The organism is Pseudohaliea sp. (genome assembly GCF_040217025.1).
GTDB lineage: Bacteria > Pseudomonadota > Gammaproteobacteria > Pseudomonadales > Halieaceae > Pseudohaliea.
The window spans coordinates 477951-493082 of record NZ_JAVJOA010000010.1 but is presented as its reverse complement, the minus strand read 5'-3'; the positions used below and the strand labels follow the sequence as shown (position 1 = coordinate 493082).

Annotated in this window: 19 protein-coding genes; 14 read left to right on the top strand and 5 right to left on the bottom strand. The window is 70.6% G+C overall.

Going from position 1 to position 15132, the window contains the following annotated elements:
- Positions 1–11 precede the first annotated feature (11 nt).
- Positions 12–368, top strand: coding sequence for a YkvA family protein (locus tag RKE50_RS13630; protein WP_350037181.1), 357 nt, complete (start codon positions 12–14; stop codon positions 366–368).
- A 52-nt stretch (positions 369–420) separates the two neighbouring features.
- Here the strand turns inward: RKE50_RS13630 and RKE50_RS13625 are convergent, their stop codons facing one another.
- The gene (locus RKE50_RS13625) at positions 421–972 is read right to left on the bottom strand and encodes a DUF456 domain-containing protein (protein ID WP_350037179.1); all 552 of its coding nucleotides are present in this window, start codon (positions 970–972) and stop codon (positions 421–423) included.
- A 154-nt stretch (positions 973–1126) separates the two neighbouring features.
- Between RKE50_RS13625 and RKE50_RS13620 the strand changes: the two genes are divergently transcribed.
- The 4 genes from RKE50_RS13620 to RKE50_RS13605 all read left to right on the top strand — a co-directional run bounded on the left by RKE50_RS13620 (position 1127) and on the right by RKE50_RS13605 (position 3454).
- A complete protein-coding gene (locus RKE50_RS13620; protein WP_350037177.1) occupies positions 1127–1504 on the top strand; it encodes a VOC family protein in 378 nt (125 codons plus the stop codon).
- Entirely contained in the window at positions 1501–2274 is a 774-nt protein-coding gene (locus RKE50_RS13615; RefSeq protein ID WP_350037175.1) for an amidohydrolase family protein, read from the top strand. The genes RKE50_RS13620 and RKE50_RS13615 overlap by 4 nt, the downstream gene beginning before the upstream one ends.
- A complete protein-coding gene (locus RKE50_RS13610) occupies positions 2271–2651 on the top strand; it encodes a VOC family protein (RefSeq protein ID WP_350037174.1) in 381 nt (126 codons plus the stop codon). Before RKE50_RS13615 ends, RKE50_RS13610 begins: the two co-directional genes overlap by 4 nt.
- 242 nt (positions 2652–2893) lie before the next feature.
- A complete protein-coding gene (locus RKE50_RS13605) occupies positions 2894–3454 on the top strand; it encodes a DUF4386 family protein (protein ID WP_350037172.1) in 561 nt (186 codons plus the stop codon).
- Here the strand turns inward: RKE50_RS13605 and RKE50_RS13600 are convergent.
- Positions 3451–4113 carry a 2-hydroxychromene-2-carboxylate isomerase gene (locus RKE50_RS13600; RefSeq protein WP_350037171.1) on the bottom strand — a complete coding sequence of 221 codons (663 nt, stop codon included), beginning with the start codon at positions 4111–4113 and terminating at the stop codon, positions 3451–3453. The genes RKE50_RS13605 and RKE50_RS13600 overlap by 4 nt on opposite strands.
- Positions 4114–4294: 181 nt before the next feature.
- Here RKE50_RS13600 and RKE50_RS13595 point away from each other — a divergent pair, with 181 nt between their 5' ends.
- Genes RKE50_RS13595 through RKE50_RS13585 form a run of 3 tightly spaced genes read left to right on the top strand, consistent with a single transcriptional unit; the run spans position 4295 to position 6659 of the window.
- A complete protein-coding gene (locus RKE50_RS13595) occupies positions 4295–4666 on the top strand; it encodes a PA2779 family protein (protein WP_350037169.1) in 372 nt (123 codons plus the stop codon).
- Between the two features lie 23 nt (positions 4667–4689).
- A complete protein-coding gene (locus RKE50_RS13590; RefSeq protein ID WP_350037167.1) occupies positions 4690–5664 on the top strand; it encodes a PA2778 family cysteine peptidase in 975 nt (324 codons plus the stop codon).
- Complete coding sequence (locus tag RKE50_RS13585) at positions 5661–6659, top strand: Acg family FMN-binding oxidoreductase (RefSeq protein WP_350037165.1); 999 nt, start codon at positions 5661–5663, stop codon at positions 6657–6659. The genes RKE50_RS13590 and RKE50_RS13585 overlap by 4 nt, the downstream gene beginning before the upstream one ends.
- Here the strand turns inward: RKE50_RS13585 and RKE50_RS13580 are convergent.
- Entirely contained in the window at positions 6656–7462 is an 807-nt protein-coding gene (locus RKE50_RS13580) for a M90 family metallopeptidase (RefSeq protein WP_350037163.1), read from the bottom strand. The two genes, RKE50_RS13585 and RKE50_RS13580, sit on opposite strands and share 4 nt — an antisense overlap.
- A 142-nt stretch (positions 7463–7604) precedes the next feature.
- On the opposite strand from RKE50_RS13580, the gene RKE50_RS13575 reads away from it, so the two are divergent.
- The 3 genes from RKE50_RS13575 to RKE50_RS13565 all read left to right on the top strand — a co-directional run bounded on the left by RKE50_RS13575 (position 7605) and on the right by RKE50_RS13565 (position 9749).
- Positions 7605–8747 (top strand): PQQ-dependent sugar dehydrogenase, encoded by a 1143-nt coding sequence (locus tag RKE50_RS13575; protein ID WP_350037161.1) that lies wholly within the window; start codon positions 7605–7607, stop codon positions 8745–8747.
- Between the two features lie 104 nt (positions 8748–8851).
- Positions 8852–9256: a RidA family protein gene (locus RKE50_RS13570; RefSeq protein WP_350037159.1), complete on the top strand. Its 405-nt coding sequence runs from the start codon at positions 8852–8854 to the stop codon at positions 9254–9256.
- 22 nt (positions 9257–9278) lie between these two features.
- Positions 9279–9749 carry an Rv1443c family protein gene (locus RKE50_RS13565; RefSeq protein ID WP_350037157.1) on the top strand — a complete coding sequence of 157 codons (471 nt, stop codon included), beginning with the start codon at positions 9279–9281 and terminating at the stop codon, positions 9747–9749.
- On the opposite strand, the gene RKE50_RS13560 is transcribed toward RKE50_RS13565, so the two are convergent.
- Positions 9657–10970, bottom strand: coding sequence for a DUF418 domain-containing protein (locus tag RKE50_RS13560; protein ID WP_350037867.1), 1314 nt, complete (start codon positions 10968–10970; stop codon positions 9657–9659). The genes RKE50_RS13565 and RKE50_RS13560 overlap by 93 nt on opposite strands.
- 118 nt (positions 10971–11088) lie before the next feature.
- Between RKE50_RS13560 and RKE50_RS13555 the strand changes: the two genes are divergently transcribed.
- A complete protein-coding gene (locus RKE50_RS13555) occupies positions 11089–11673 on the top strand; it encodes an alpha-ketoglutarate-dependent dioxygenase AlkB family protein (protein WP_350037155.1) in 585 nt (194 codons plus the stop codon).
- On the opposite strand, the gene RKE50_RS13550 is transcribed toward RKE50_RS13555, so the two are convergent.
- Entirely contained in the window at positions 11670–13190 is a 1521-nt protein-coding gene (locus RKE50_RS13550) for a CYTH and CHAD domain-containing protein (protein ID WP_350037154.1), read from the bottom strand. The genes RKE50_RS13555 and RKE50_RS13550 overlap by 4 nt on opposite strands.
- Positions 13191–13309: 119 nt before the next feature.
- Here RKE50_RS13550 and RKE50_RS13545 point away from each other — a divergent pair, with 119 nt between their 5' ends.
- Both RKE50_RS13545 and RKE50_RS13540 read left to right on the top strand, forming a co-directional pair.
- The gene (locus RKE50_RS13545; protein WP_350037153.1) at positions 13310–14503 is read left to right on the top strand and encodes a cation:proton antiporter; all 1194 of its coding nucleotides are present in this window, start codon (positions 13310–13312) and stop codon (positions 14501–14503) included.
- Between the two features lie 66 nt (positions 14504–14569).
- The gene (locus RKE50_RS13540) at positions 14570–15112 is read left to right on the top strand and encodes a lipocalin family protein (RefSeq protein ID WP_350037151.1); all 543 of its coding nucleotides are present in this window, start codon (positions 14570–14572) and stop codon (positions 15110–15112) included.
- Positions 15113–15132: the final 20 nt, after the last annotated feature.

The following is a 15132-nucleotide window of genomic DNA, read 5'->3' as shown; positions in this document are numbered from 1 at the left end:
AGGTACTCAGTATGGTGACGGCATCGCAGCGGGCTCTCGTCGAGAGCGGCTTCTGGACGAAGCTCCGCAATCATGCACTGGCGGCGGGGCGAGAGGTCGTCGAGAAGGCGCTGTGGCTTTACTACGCGGCCCGCGCCCCGCAAACGCCCGCCTGGGCGCGCTCGGTCATCTACGGCGCGCTCGCCTACCTGGTACTGCCGTCCGACGCGATCCCGGATGCGCTGCCGGCCATCGGCTTCACTGATGACCTCGCAACGCTGAGCGCGGCCGTGGCCACGGTAGCGCTGTTCATTGATGATGCGGTCAAGGAGAGGGCGGCGGCCAGGCTGTCAGCCTGGTTTCCCCCGGTCGCCGACCGCACGGAGTAAGCCGTCTGCGGGTGCCCCGCGCCTCAGTTTGAGCAGTGCTTCACGCTGTGCCCTACACGACACGGGCGAGCACGAAGATTCCCAGCATCGTGAAAGCGATGGCCATCTTCACCGCGGTGCCGAGAAGGAAGCCCACGGTGGCGCCGATGCCGGCGCGGCTCGCGCGGTGCAGGTCGTCGTGCTCCGTCAACTCGCCGAGCACGGCGCCGACCAGCGGTCCAAGGAGGATGCCCGGCAGGCCGAAGAGAAGGCCGACGACCGCGCCGATCGCTGCGCCCACCGCCGCTCGCGATGACGCCCCGAAATGCCTGGCGCCGAGGGCGCCGGCAATGAAGTCCACAAGGTAGGCAACCACGGTCAGCAGGGTCAGGAACGCAAGCGTCGGCCAGCCGACGTAGCGGAAGTCTTCCGCCCAGGCGGCGACTACGAAGCCCGCGAGCAGCAGCGGCGGCCCGGGCATGGCAGGCAGCAGCATGCCGGCGATGCCGAGCCCGATCAGCACGATACCCAGGGCCCAGAGGGCGATGACCAATTCCATGATGCCTCGCTTCCAGATGAGACCGAAGCGGCCCTCCGGCCGGATCGCACGCATACCGTAGCTCACTTTCCTTCCGGCAGCACACTCAAAGCTGCCTCGCCGCCCACAGCTCTGCACAAACCGGGTAGTGTGCGAGACCCCGATGATCAAGCCGCCGCCGTGTCCTACAATTCAGGGCAAGACGGCCCGGCACAGGGCCGCGAGAGCGGGGGCGGACGCCATGACGACCACTGAGCAGATTGACTATCTCGAGTTCGCGGCCGCGGATCTCGAGGCGACCAAGGCGTTTTTTTCCGATGCCTTCGGCTGGACCTTCACGGATTACGGGCCCGACTACATCGACAGCCCCTCCGGCGGACCCATGGTGGGCTTTTACCGGGCCGAGGGCGGCACGCGGCAGGACAGCGGCGGCGCGGTGGTGGGCTTCTACAGCGGGGACCTCGCCGCAAGCCAGGCCCGGGTCGAGGCCGCCGGGGGCACGATCCTGAAGCCCGTCTACGCCTTTCCCGGGGGGCGCCGCTTCCACTTCCTCGAGCCCAGCGGGAACGAGTTCATCGTCTATGCCATCCTCGGCGACGAGGATGCCGTACCGGCTTGAACCCGCGGCCTCTCTTCGACAGTCACCTGCACATCATCGACCCGCGCTTCCCGCTGGTCGAGAACGCCGGCTACCTGCCGGCGTCCTTCACGGTTTCTGACTACCGGGCGCGCACGGCGGCCTGGCCGCTGGTCGGTGGCGCGGCGGTGTCCGGGTCCTTCCAGGCCTTCGAGCAGTCCTACCTGCTCGCGGCGCTGCGCGAGCTCGGCGAGGGGTTCGTGGGCGTCACACAGCTGCCGCCGACGGTGACCGACGACGAGGTGCTGGCGCTGGCGGCGGCCGGGGTCCGGGGCGTGCGCTTCAACCTTCGCCGCGGCGGATCGGCGGCCGCGGCGGACCTCGAGGCCATGGCAGCGCGCTTCCATGAACTCGCGGGGTGGCACGTCGAGCTCTACGTCGATGCCGCCGAGCTAGGCCCCTTGCGCCACATGCTGCTCGAGCTCCCCTCGCTGTGCATCGACCACCTGGGCCTCAGCCGCGCCGGGCTGCAGGATCTCCTCTCTCTCGTGGAGCGTGGCGTGCGCGTGAAGGCCACGGGTTTCGGCCGCGTGGACTTCCCAGTCGAAGCCGCGCTGCGCGAAATCCATGCGGTAAACCCGGAGGCGCTCATGTTCGGCTCGGATCTTCCCTCGACGCGGGCACCACGGCCCTTCGCGGAGTCGGATATCGACCGGGTAGGGGAGGCGCTGGGCGACGCGGGCGCCCGGGCGGTGCTGTGCGACAATGCGCTCGCGTTCTACCGGGTGCAAAACAGGAGCGACGTGACGTGAATCTCAACCAGGTCACCCTGCCGGTCAGTGACATGGGGCAGGCGACTGCTTTCTATCGCGACATGGGTTTCACCCAGATCGTCGATACGCCGCACTATGCCCGCTTCGAGTGCCCGCACGGCGAAGCAACCTTTTCCCTTTCGCTCGAGGATGCGGCGTTCCATAACGGAGCCATCATCTACTTCGAGCGCGCCGATCTCGACCAGTGGGTCGAACAGCTGAAGTCGCGCGGGTTCGCCTTTGACCAGGACCCCACCGATCAACGCTATCTCTGGCGTGAAGCCGTGCTGCGGGACCCGTCGGGCAACCGCATCAAGCTCTATTGGGCTGGGGAGAACCGCCGGCATCCGCCCTGGCGGGTGGAGCGTCGCGCTTAGGGCCGGCTCCGCATCGACGCTGGCCCGGATGGCCGGTGAAGGTCTGCTCACGAGCGCTCTCGCCGCGGGTCAGGCGCTCATGTGGCTGATCCGGGCCGCGTTCGAAGGCTGAGGCGGGCCATCGGTCGTGAACCGGGGTCGAAGACGGCAGGAGGATGGAATCCTGCGATGAGTGGCGGTACCCCCGGACCGGGTATCGGCGCATACAGAGCAGCCAGTGCCAATGACTCGGGAGCCAGGGCATGATTCACACCGATCGCACACTGGGCCGGCTCCTCGGCGGGCTGATCCTGCTGCAGCTGGGCTGCGGGATTGCCAGTAACCTGTGGCTGACCGCGCCGCTGTTTGGCGAGGGGGGCTACCTTGCGCTGACCTCTGCTGAAATGGCGACGATCCGCGCGAGCGTGCTGTTCACCCTGGCTACCGCCTGTCTTGGCGTGCTGTCGATGGTGATGGTGGCGGAAACCCTCGGGCAAACGGCGACCGGCGGTGCCGACCCCGGGCCCGCGGTGCGGGTACTCGGGGCGCTTCTGCGCAACGCCACGCACTATCTCGGCCTGCTCGCGTCCGGTGTCAGCCTGTTGATCCTCTACGCCGGGCTTCTCGCTCTGCGGCTCGTGCCGCGTTTCCTGGCCAACTTCGGCCGCTTCGCCGTGGCCCTGCAGCTCTACGCCATCGGCAGCGCGGTTCTCGGTGCAGAGGTCAACTTCGCGCTGCTCGCGCCGCTGGCGCTCAGCCAGCTGCTGCTGGCCCTGTGGCTCCTGCTGCGCGGCCTGCCGGCCGAAAAATCCGCCGCCAGCTAGCGCTCCGAAAGCCCCGCCTGCCGCAGGCGCCAGAGCAGCAGGTCGAGCCGGTCCTGGCCGAAGAAGGGCTCGCCGCGGAAGGCGCAGGTCGGCACGCCCCAGTGCCCGGCGGCTTCGTGGGCAGTCTGGTTTTCCTCGATCACGGCTTCCAGCCGGTCCGCTTCCGCCTCGACCTGCCGGTCCAGGGCCGCGAGGTCGAAGCCGGCGCGGGCGGCGGCGCCGGCGAGGTGGTCGCCCTCGTGCCAGTTCTTCGTGCCGCCCCAGATCACGCGCGCGATCTCGTCGGCAAAGGCGATGCCGTCGCCCTGCTCGGCGGCAAGGGCGCCGAGGCGGGTCAGGCGATGGATGTAGGGCTGCTCCTCTCCGGTCTGGCGCACGCCGTCGTCATCGACGTACTGGTTGACCGGATCCGGCTCCGGCCAGCTGATCGGCAGGTCGAGATACTCCGCGCAGCGCATGAGGTCTGTGAGAAAGTAGCCGAGCCATTGCGGGTGCTGGTTATGGAAGAATTCCGGGGTGCGGATGGCCAGTGGGTAGACCGGCCGGAAGTTCACCGTCAGCGCGTAGCGGGCCTGCCAGTCGCGGAGGCGCGGTGTCGCCAGGTAGGACCAGGGGCTGCGGAAGGACCAGAAGACGTCGATTTCCAGGGGAGCGGCCATGGCGGGTCTTACTCGTTGTTCTTGTGCGGTGACCTTAGCACGGAACACGACGGTGTGACGCTAACCGCGGGCGAGGGCTCGCAGGGTGCAGTTCGCGCCCTGCGGCACGCGAGGTGAGCTAGGCAGGGCAAAGACCCTTCGGTAGCATGGCGGTTTACTTCGCTCCTCATGGAGGTGAGCCATGCTTTCCCGCACCCTGGTCCTGTTTCAACTGCTCGTCTTCCTCGCGGCTACGGCGGCCATGCCCGCCCGGGCCGCCATGGTCAGCACCGGCGAGTACCTCGCGGCGGCGCGGGCCGAGCAGTCCCTCGGTGCGGCCGGCGCTGCGCTCGCGCGCGCCGACGTGCGGGCGCAGTTGACGGCGCTCGGTGTCGATCCGCAGGACGCCCGGGCACGGGTGGCCGCCCTGTCGCCGGCGGAGCTGGCCCAGCTGAACACGCGCCTCGACGAACTGCCTGCCGGGAGCAGTGTGCTCGGCCTCATCGGCGCGGTCTTCGTCGTGCTCCTGATCCTCGAACTCGTTGGTGTCACGGACGTCTTCACCGGCGTCTAGCACTGCCCGCGCGCTGCCGTAGGGTGCTCGCGACGCGCATCGCTCTTCTCCTGCCGCTGCTGGTGCTGGCAGCGGGCTGCACGATCCTCGCGCCGGTCGAGCCGCCCGCCGTCGCGGCGTCGGTCGAACTCGATGCCGTGCCGTTCTTTCCCCAGGACCGCTACCAGTGCGGCCCCGCCGCGCTGGCAACGGTCCTGGCCGCCACGGGTCTGCCGGTGAGCGCGGAGGCGCTGGTCGACGACGTTTACCTGCCCGCCCGTCGCGGCAGCCTGCAGGCCGAGCTGGCCGCTGCCGCGCGGCGCCACGGCCGCGTGCCGTTTCCCGTGGCGGCCGGCGAAGAGGCGCTGGTGGCAGAGCTGCTGGCGGGGCACCCGGTACTGGTGCTGCAGAACCTCGGCCTCGACAGCCTGCCGCGCTGGCATTACGCCGTGGTCGTGGGCTACCGGGCGGACGAGGAACACTGGGTCCTGCGCTCCGGGCGCGAGCGCAGGCGGCGCGAGAGCCTCCGTGCCTTTCGCCGGCACTGGCAGGGCGCGGATCGCTGGGGGCTGGTTGTCCTTCCACCCGGGCAGCTGCCCGCGGTGGCGGACGCCCGGGACGTCGTGGATGCGCTCGCCGCCGCCGAGCCCGTGCTCGGCGCCGAGGCCATCCTCCCCGGCTGGACGCAGGCCAGCGCGCGCTGGCCCGGCGACGCCGACCTGGCGTTCGCCGCCGCCAACGGTCTGCGCGCCGCGGGGCGGGCGCAGGCGGCGCTTCGCCACTACCGGCGGGCGATCGCGAACGACCCGCAGCATGCCGCGGCGCGCAACAACCTTGCCGATCTCCTGCTAGCCTATGACTGTGTCGGGCAGGCGAGGGCCGCGCTCGCCCCCGCGCTGGCGGCGGTGGACGATGATGACCCGCTGCGCCTGGTCCTTGCCGCTACGGCCCTGGAGATCGAGCAGGCGGTGTCCACCGCCTGCCGCCTGGAAAACACGCAGGAGGAGATGCAGCCGTGACCGAGAAGACCCCGCCCGCCGGCCCCGGCGAACAGCAACGTGCCTTGCTGGATGCCGCGGTACGGGCCCCTTCCAGCCACAACACCCAGCCCTGGCTGTTCCGGCTCGAGCACGACGCGGTGCACCTGTTCGCGGATCGCACGCGGGCGCTGCCCGTCAACGACCCGGACGACCGGGAACTCACCATCAGCTGCGGCTGTGCGCTCCTCAACCTGCGCGTGGCCGCCGCGGCGGCGGGGCTTCGAGCCGCCTGTCGGCTCCTGCCCGACGACGCCGCGGAAGATCTTCTCGCCACGGTGCATCTCGCCCCGGGTAGCGACGTCGCCGGCGACGCGGCGCTGGCCGGCGAGATCGGCCGCCGGCGCACGCTGCGCAAGCGCTTCGATGACCGGGCGGTGCCCCCGGCCGTGCTCCGCGACCTGCTGCGCGCCGTGGAGGACGAGGGCGCCTGGGCGGTCGTCGTCGATGACGACGCGCGGCGACAGGCTGTCGCGGGGCTGGTCTCCGAGGGCGATGCGATGCAGTGGTCCAGCCCGCACTGGCGCCGCGAGCTGGCGCAGTGGATGCACCCCCGGCGCCGCGGTGACGGCCTGGCGCTCGCCGGCATCGCCGCACCCCTGGCGCAGGTGGTCGTGCGCACGGTGGACATGGGGACCGGCGTCGGCGCGAAGGACCATGCGCTGGCGGAGAACTCGCCGCTGCTCCTCGCCATCGGCACGGCGGGTGACAGCAGCGAAGACTGGCTGCGGGCCGGCCAGGCGCTGGAGCGTCTGCTGCTGGTGGCCTGCAGCCACGGCCTGCAGGCGGGCTATCTCAACCAGCCGGTGCAGGTCCCGGCGCTGCGCCACCGGCTCCAGCACCAGCTGGGGCACGACGGCTTTCCGCAGCTGCTCCTCCGCCTGGGCTACTGTGACGATCCCGGCGAGGCGTCGCCCCGGCGGCCCCTGGACGCCGTGCTCGCCACTGCCGCGGACGGCTGGCACGAGCCCCGCTAGTCGGGCTTTGCCGTGACGGGGGCGGCAGCTGCTGCCGGGTCCTGGCGGTAGAAGCCGGCCAGCTGCCGGTACACGTCGGGAAAGCCGGCCCGGAGCTGCGCGGGCGCCTCGAAGAACTCCTCCGAGAGCACGGCGAAGAACTCGCCCGGTGACTCCGCGGCGTAGGGGTCGATGGCGGTTTCCTCCCCGGCATCCACCGCGCCGCAAAGCGCCGCATAGGCAGTGCTGAAGGCCTCGGTCCAGGCGGCGGGGTCCATGCCGCGGTGCAGCGGCGGCATGCCGTTGGGTCCACCGCTCAGCATGTCGAGCTTGTGCGCGAACTCGTGGAGGATGATCGCGCCGTCGAGGTCGCCCCCGGGTCCCGCCCAGGCAATGTCGCCCCAGGAGAGAATGACCGGGCCCTGCTCCCAGGACTCGCCGGCCAGTTCCTGCCGGCTCTCGTGGAGCACACCGGCCTCGTCGACCTCGTGGCGGTCGACCAGGAAGGTGTCGGGGTAGACGATGACCGTGCGCCAGCCCCGGTAGGCCTCGAGGCCCAGCTCGAGTACCGGCAGGCACGCCTGTGCCGCGATGACCGTGCCCATGTGCTCGTCCACGGTGAGGCCGCCGGCGCCGGCGATCGTTTTCTCGGCGAGAAACAGGCCGGCGAGCACGCGCAGCCGCACGCGTCGGCGCCTGTCCAGCCAGGCGAGGGCAGGCAGGCGGCGACAGGCAGCGTGCCAGGCGCCGTAGCGGATCCGGGTCTGCTTCAGAAGCCGTGCGCGGCGGGCGCGACGACGGCGTTGGCGCAGGTGAGCGAACATAGCTTGCGTTGCGGCCAGGGTGGGGGCGACAGGCGAACGATAGCAGGTTACCTTGCCGCCGTGCCTCGCTGGCGGCACCGGCGGCGTTCCGCTAGAGTCAGGGACTCAAAGCCACCCAGCACCCAGTCCGAGGAGCCAGACCATGTCCATGTTCCGCCACCTCCTGTGCGCGCTCGCGCTGATGCCCGTCCTTGCCTGTGCCGACGCCGGGGCGCCGTTCGAGCGCGAGGTGATCGCCGATTTCGACGAGCCCTGGGCGCTCGCCTTCCTCCCGGACGGCCGCATGCTGGTGACGGAGAAGAAGGGCAGCCTGTTCGTCGTGTCCCGGGACGGCGCCAAGGCCGGCCCGGTCGACGGTGTGCCCGACGTGGCCTACGGCGGCCAGGGCGGCCTGGGAGATGTCGCGCTGCACCCGGACTTCGCGGAGAACGGCCTCGTCTACCTGAGCTATGTCGAGAGCGGCACCGGCGACACGCGCGGTGCCGCTGTCGCCCGCGGCGTGCTGGATACGGGCGGCCGGAGCCCGGCGCTCCGCGACGTCGAGGTGCTCTGGCGCCAGTATCCGAAGGTGTTCGGTTACGGCCACTACGGCCACCGGCTGCTGTTCGACGACGAGGGCTACCTGTGGATCTCCTCCGGTGAACGGCAGAAGTTCACGCCGGCGCAGGACATGCAGGCCAACCTCGGCAAGATGATCCGCCTTCACGACGACGGCTCCGTACCCGCGGACAACCCGTTCGTGGATTACCTCAGCGAGGAGCCGCTGGTCGATGACGTCGCCGTGTACGGTGAGATCTGGTCCCTGGGGCATCGCAACCCGCTGGGCATCGCCCTCGATGAAGCGGGCCGGCTCTGGGAGATCGAGATGGGCCCGGCCGGGGGCGACGAGCTCAACCTCATCCAGCGCGGCGCCAACTACGGCTACCCGGTCGTCTCGAACGGCGAACACTATGACGGGCGCCCCATGCCCGACCACGACACCCGCCCGGAGTTCGAAGCGCCGAAGGCCTGGTGGACCCCGGTCATCTCGCCCGGCGATCTCATGATCTACCGCGGCGACCTGTTCGCGGACTGGCGCGGGGATGCACTGGCCGCCGGCCTGTCGTCCCAGGCCATCGTCCGCATCCGCCTGGGGGAAGACAGCGCCGAAGAGGTGGCGCGCTACCCCATGGGGGCGCGGATCCGCAGCGTTGTCGAGGGGCCGGGCGGCGCCCTCTGGGTGCTGGAGGACGAGCGCCGAAGCAGCCAGGGCCGGCTGCTTCGCCTGACCCCCGCCGGCGGTTGAACCCCGCGACGCAGCGGCTGCGCCGATCCGTCCACGATGTCGCCCGGATGTCGCTTGAAAATTCGCCTGTCAGAGGCTGTTGGTAACGAGGAGTTCGATTGACCATGGATGCAGTGCAAGTCAGTACCGAGCCGGACCCGCTGGCCCCCTACCGGATTTCGCAGGCCTTTCGCGTCGGCGACCTGGTGATCACCTCCGGTCAGGCGGCCATCGACAGGGATGGCAACCTGGTCGGCGTCGGCGACTTCGCCGCGCAGGCGGAGCAGGTGTTCGCGAACCTGGCGGAGGTCCTGGAGGCCGGTGGCTCCAGCCTCGCCCAGGTCATCAAGGTCACCATTTACCTCACGGACATGGCTCGCTTCCCCGACATCGTCGCCCTTCGCGAGCGCCACTTCTCGCCGCCTTACCCGGCGGACACGATCGTCGAGGTCAAGGCCCTGGCCCTGCCGGAGCTCGAAATAGAGATCGAGGCCACGGCGCTGGCGCACGGCCGTACCGTCGACGCGTAGTAGGGTCGGCCCCGCTGACGCCGTGCCCGGCTTCGTGTTTTCCTCGACCCTGGCGCTGCCGCCGGCGGAGGCTTCGGCGCAGCTGCTCCGCCCGGCGGCGGTGAACGCCGAGCTGGGTCCGTGGCTGCGCATGACGATGCCGGCCCCCTGGGGCGAGCGGCCCCTGCCCGCCTGGCCGGTGGGCCGGCCGTTGTTTCGGAGTGTCATTCTGCTGCTCGGCGTGCTGCCGCTGGACCTCCACCATTTTCGCCTGGAGGCCACGGGGGAGGCGGGTTTCTACGAGCGCTCGAGCTCGCTGGTCATGCGCAGCTGGCGGCACAAGCGGCTGCTGCGCGCGGTGCCGGGCGGGACGCTCGTCGAGGACCGGGTGGTCTTTGCCTGCCGCCTGCCCGTGCTCGGGTCACTGCTCGCGCCGGTGTACCGGGCGGTGTTCCGGCACCGGCACCGCTGCCTGCGGCGCTGGTACGCGCAGGTAGGTGAGCAGGCGCCATAGGTATTCCAGCGGCCCGAAACGGTGCCGCGCCAGCCACCAGGGGCTCAGCCACAGCTGCAGCGCCCACAGGGCGAGGACCACGAGGTAGAGCTGCGCCCGTCCCAGTTCCCCCACCAGGCCCAGGCCCGCACCGGTGAACAGGAACAGCGCGACCACGGAATGCAGCAGGTAGTTGCTCAGGGCCATGCGCCCGACGGCGGCAAGGCGCCGGGTAAGGGCGGCGAGCCGACCGTGCCGCAGGAGCCAGGCGACCAGGCCGAGATAGCCGAGGGTCATGCCGAAGCGGCCGAGGTGGTAGCTCCACTGCAGTTGCGCGAACGTCCCCATCAGGTCCAGGCCTCCGGCGATGGCGCGGGCCACCTCCCAGCCGTTCACGCCAAGGCCCAGGGCGAAGCCACCGAGCATGAGCCCGCGAAGCCTTCCCGGGGAGCCCTCGCCGCGCAGGATTGCCAGCCGGTACAGCGCCATGCCGAGCAGCATCATCATCAGCGCATCCCAGAGCAGGAAGAGGGGGTTCACGAAGAAGAGGATGCTGTTCACCTGCGGCAGGTTCCAGGCGAAGGCGCTGGCGTAGGATTCCCGGCGCTGGCTGAGCTCCTCCTGCACCGCCTCCGCCCCGACCAGGTAGGGGGCACTGAACTCCCGCCAGCCCGCCGCGGCGCTCTCGAACTCCGCGGGCAGCGTGGCCGGATCCGCGCCGGCAGCCAGCGCCTCGTGGGCATCGCGGGCGAACTGCAGCATCAGGTAGAGCACACTGTAGAGCGCCGTGCTCAGCAGCGCGACCAGTGCGGCGAGCACGATCAGCGTGCGCGCCCGGGCGTTGCGCAGCGGGTAGAGGAGAGCGCCGCAGACGGCGTAGCAGACGAGAATGTCGCCGAACCAGAGGAGCAGGTAGGCATCGACGAGGCCGAACACGAGCAGCCAGCCCATGCGCCGGTAGTGTATCGCCGCGCCCTTGGCGCCGTCGCCGGTGGTGAAGAGCAGCAGGCTGGCGCCGAAGAGCAGGGAGAAGAGGCCGCGCATGCAGCCCTCGCCGAGGATTTCGACCGTGGCCCAGGCGACGAGGTCCGGGGACAGCGCGGCGGACACGTCGAAGCCGGGGTGGGAATAGGACGGCGAGGGCAGCCCGAAGCCGACGATGTTCATGAGCAGGATGCCGAGGACCGCGAAACCTCGCAGCACGTCGAGGAGGAGGATGCGGTCCGCCGGCGGGGTCGGCACGTTGGTCAAGGCGGGCTCCCGGGCAGTGGTCGGGCGGCGGGCGCCGGCCCGCCTGGGCAGGCACTGTCGTCCGCTTCATAATTGTGCCATGGATCTTTTCCCGGAGACCTCATCGGAGGTGATCAGTGCCCCCGGGGCCGCGCTGGTGCTGCACCGCGCCGTGGCGCTCGGCCTCGCCAGCGACGCCCTGCTCGCGGAACTACTGCGGGACACGCCCTGGCGAACCGGCGACGTGGTGCTCTTCGGCAAGCGCTACCTACAGCCGCGGCTGTTCGCCTGGTACGGGGACCCCGGTGCCAGCTACCGCTATTCGGGAACGACCCTCGAGCCCCTGCCTTGGACGGCGCGTCTCGACGACCTGCGCCGGCGCATGGAGCGCCTCGCCGACGCGCCCTTCAACAGCGTGCTGCTCAATTACTACCGGGACCAGCAGGATGCCATGGGCCTGCACGCGGACGATGAACCGGAGCTGGGTGACCGCCCGGTGATCGCGTCCCTGAGCCTCGGTGAAGCGCGCCCCTTCCGCCTCAGGCACCGCCACGACAAGGCCGTCAAGGCGCTGAAACTGCCGCTGCCGTCGGGCAGTGTCCTGGTGATGGCGGGGGACACGCAGGTGAACTGGAAGCACGAGATCCCGCGGCAGGCGCGCCCCTGCGGTCCCCGGGTGAACCTCACCTTTCGCTACATCCACCCTTCGCGCTAGCGGTACCAGCGCTGGTGCAGCCTGTCCCAGGCGCGGCGTGCCTTCGCCAGCTGCTTGCGCCTGGCCGCCTTCTTCAGCACGGGCAGCCGGGCCTGCCGCCGCGCCATGGCGCGGGCGAGTGCCGGGTCGTCCAGGGTGAGCTGCCGGCCGGCGAGGTTATCGGCATCGTTCAGTACACCCAGGGCGTCCTGCAGGCGTGCAAGGGTCTTCAGGAGCCCGGCGGGGGGTGGTGTTTCCGGGTCGAGGGCAGCGAGCTCCAGCATGTAGCGCAGGACCTTCAGGTCCTTGCGCAGGCGATGGCGGGCGGGCGCATCGAGCTTGCCGAAGCCCTCGCCGTGGCGTTTCACCTTGGCCCACTGCGCATCCAGCGCGGGGCCGAGGGCCTTCGCCAGCGGCTGCCGCAGCCGCTTGCGGCGACCCTTCCCACGCTGCACCCAGCCGCCCTCGTCGACGAGGCGGAGGAGCGTTATCACGAAGCCGGTAGCGCCGGCCTCGCGCAGCGCGTCGCGGACCGCCGCGCGCACGGCGTGGTGGCGCGCGACAAGCGCGGCGTCGAGCTCGTCGTCGCGCCCGGCCTCGAGCAGCAGCGCCGTGAGTACGTCGGCATCGCGCAGGGGGGCGACGATCCGGCCGAGATCCCTGGCCCCGCGCGCCATCCCATCCCCGGCGCCCTTGCGCAGCAGGCCGTCCGTTGCCTGGAGCAGGGCGCGCAGGCGGCGCAGGGCGACGCGCAGCTGGTGGGGCCCCTCGGGATCCTCGCTGGTGTAAACGACGTAGAGGTTCTCGGCAATGCTGCGCGCCAGCTGCGCGAACATCGCCTCCACGGCGGCTTCCGTATCGCGTTGCGGGCCGAGCGCGGAAGGGTTACTGCGGTCGGCGGCAGCGCGCAGCGGTTCACCGCCGGCCGCGAGCGTAAAGCCGCGGGCGGCCTTGCTCGGCTGCACCAGGCGGGCGGGTTCCCGGCCGAGGAGGGTCTGTGCCCAGCACCAGGCCGGTTCCGCGCCGCCCTCGATGCATTCGATCTCCACCTCGCAGAACGCGTCGACCACGTCGCCGGCGCTGACCGCGCCCCGGTCGAGGGCGAGCTCGACGCGACCCTCCGGTGTCTCCAGCAGCCGCGTGGTGCGGTGGATGTCGGAGCGGCACACGGGCTGCAGGGCGGCGCCGGCGAGCGCGGCCTCCAGCGCCCCGCGCAGGGCGGCGTGCGAGACGCGTGCCAGCGACGGGTTCGGGCTGTCAGCGGGGTCTGTCACCTCGGTGACCCGCTGCAGTCCGGGCAGGGCCAGCCGCGCCGCCTTGACGGTCTGCTCCCAGCGGCCCCCGCTGCGGCGCATGCGCAGGAACAGGCCCGCCTGCATGAGCCGCAGGTCGCCGGCATCGTAGTAGATGGAGAGCAGCTTGCGGGTGCTTGCGCGGCCCAGGGTGGCGGGGCGCAGGGCACGGTGCCGGCGCAGGCGCGCCAGGGTGGCGGCATCGACGCCGGCCTTGAACTCGATCTCTTCGTGCTTCCCGCCCATGGCCTAACGATCCGTCATGGCCGCGGGAAAATCCAGTGGCGCCTCGTGCCGGGGCGCTATACTCGCGCGGAGCGAGGGCGGGGAACCACCATGACGGGACGGCAGGGCACGCGCGACTGATGGAAGGCCTCGAGACATCCTACCAGCTGCTGCTGACCCTCGGCGGTGTCTTCCTCCTGGGGCTCGTGACCTCGACCATCGGCCGGCGCACTTTCCTGCCCCGGGTCACGCTGCTCCTGCTCTTCGGCATACTCATCGGCGAGGCGGGGCTCGGCCTGGTCCCGGCCGAAGTCAGCGAACTTTTCCCCGTGGTGGCGGACATGGCCCTGGTCATGGTCGGGTTTCTGCTTGGCGGTCAGCTCACCCCGGCGCAGCTGCGCAGCGCCAGCGCCGAGGTGCTGTCCGTCTCCCTCGTGGCGGCGCTGGTAACGGCGGCGGTGGTCGGCCTTGGGCTCTGGGCCCTCGGCTTGCCGCTGCCGGTGGCATTGGTGCTCGGCTGCATCGCCTCGGCAACGGATGCCGCCGCGGTCTTCGACGTGGTACAGGAAACCGGCAGCGACAGCCGCTTCAGCCGGGCACTCCTCGCCATCGTCGCCCTGGACGATGTCTGGGCGTTGGTTCTGTTCAGCGCCGGCATGGCCCTGGCGACGGCGGCGGTGGGCGCCGCGGGCGAAACCGGCTTCGTGCTCGCGGCGCTGCGCGAGGTCTTCGGTGCGCTGTTCCTCGGCGGCGCCCTCGGCGTGCCGGCGGCCTACCTGACCGGCCGGGTGCGTCCCGGTCAGCCGGTGCTCTCCGAGGCGGTGGGCCTGGTGTTCCTCTGCGGCGGTCTTGCGCTCTGGCTGGAGGTATCCTTCCTGATCTCGGCCATGACCCTCGGTGCGGTGATCGCCAACCTCGCCCGGCACCACGAGTATCCCTTCCACGCGATCGAGGACATAGAGGCGCCCTTCCTGTTGCTCTTCTTCGTGCTCGCGGGGGCGAGCCTCGATGTCGGCGCGCTTGCGCAGATCGGGGTCATCGGCGTCTGCTATCTCGGGCTGCGATCCCTCGGCAAGGTGGCCGGCGCACGCCTCGGCGGGTTCGCGGCCGGTATCGACGGCGCCTCGGGTCGGCAGCTCGGCTACGCCCTGCTGCCACAGGCCGGCGTCGCCATCGGCATGGCGCTGGTCGCGGCGAACCACCTGCCGGAGTACCGGACCCTCCTCCTGACCCTGGTGATCAGCTCCACGGTGATTTTCGAGATTGTCGGCCCGGTCTTTGCCCGCCGCGCGGTACTGCGCGGTCAGCGGCACGAGGGCGCTGCCCGTCCTTGAGCAACATCAACGGCGGGCGCCCCCGGGGCAGCTATACTGGCGGCACGATCCTGCCGGGAGAAGCCCATGCTGCACCGCCTGTTCGCCGCCCTGCTTTTCGCGGCCCTCGCCGCTCTCAGCGGCTGCACCGGCATGCCCGACGGCGTCGAGCCGGTCGAGGGCTTCGAGGTGGAGCGCTACCTCGGCCGCTGGTACGAGATTGCCCGGCTGGACCACAGCTTCGAGCGCGGGCTCGATGGCGTGAACGCCAACTACAGCCTCAACGACGACGGCTCGGTGCGCGTGCTCAACCGGGGCTATGATGTGGAGGCAGGCGAGTGGGACGAGGCCGAGGGCGTCGCCCGCTTCGTCCAGGGGCCGGGCACGGGACATCTCAAGGTGTCGTTCTTCGGCCCGTTCTACGGCTCCTACGTGGTCTTCGAGCTGGACAAGTCCGCCTACCAGTACGCTTTCGTGTCCGGCTTCAACCGCTCCTATCTCTGGCTGCTCGCGCGCACGCCCACGGTGGACGAGACGCTCAAGGAACGTTTCGTGGCCCGGGCGGAAGCGCTCGGTTTCGCAACGGAAGAGCTGGTCTGGGTGGACCAGTCGAGGAACGGGGCGCCCTAGCTCACGCGGGGCGTGCCGCC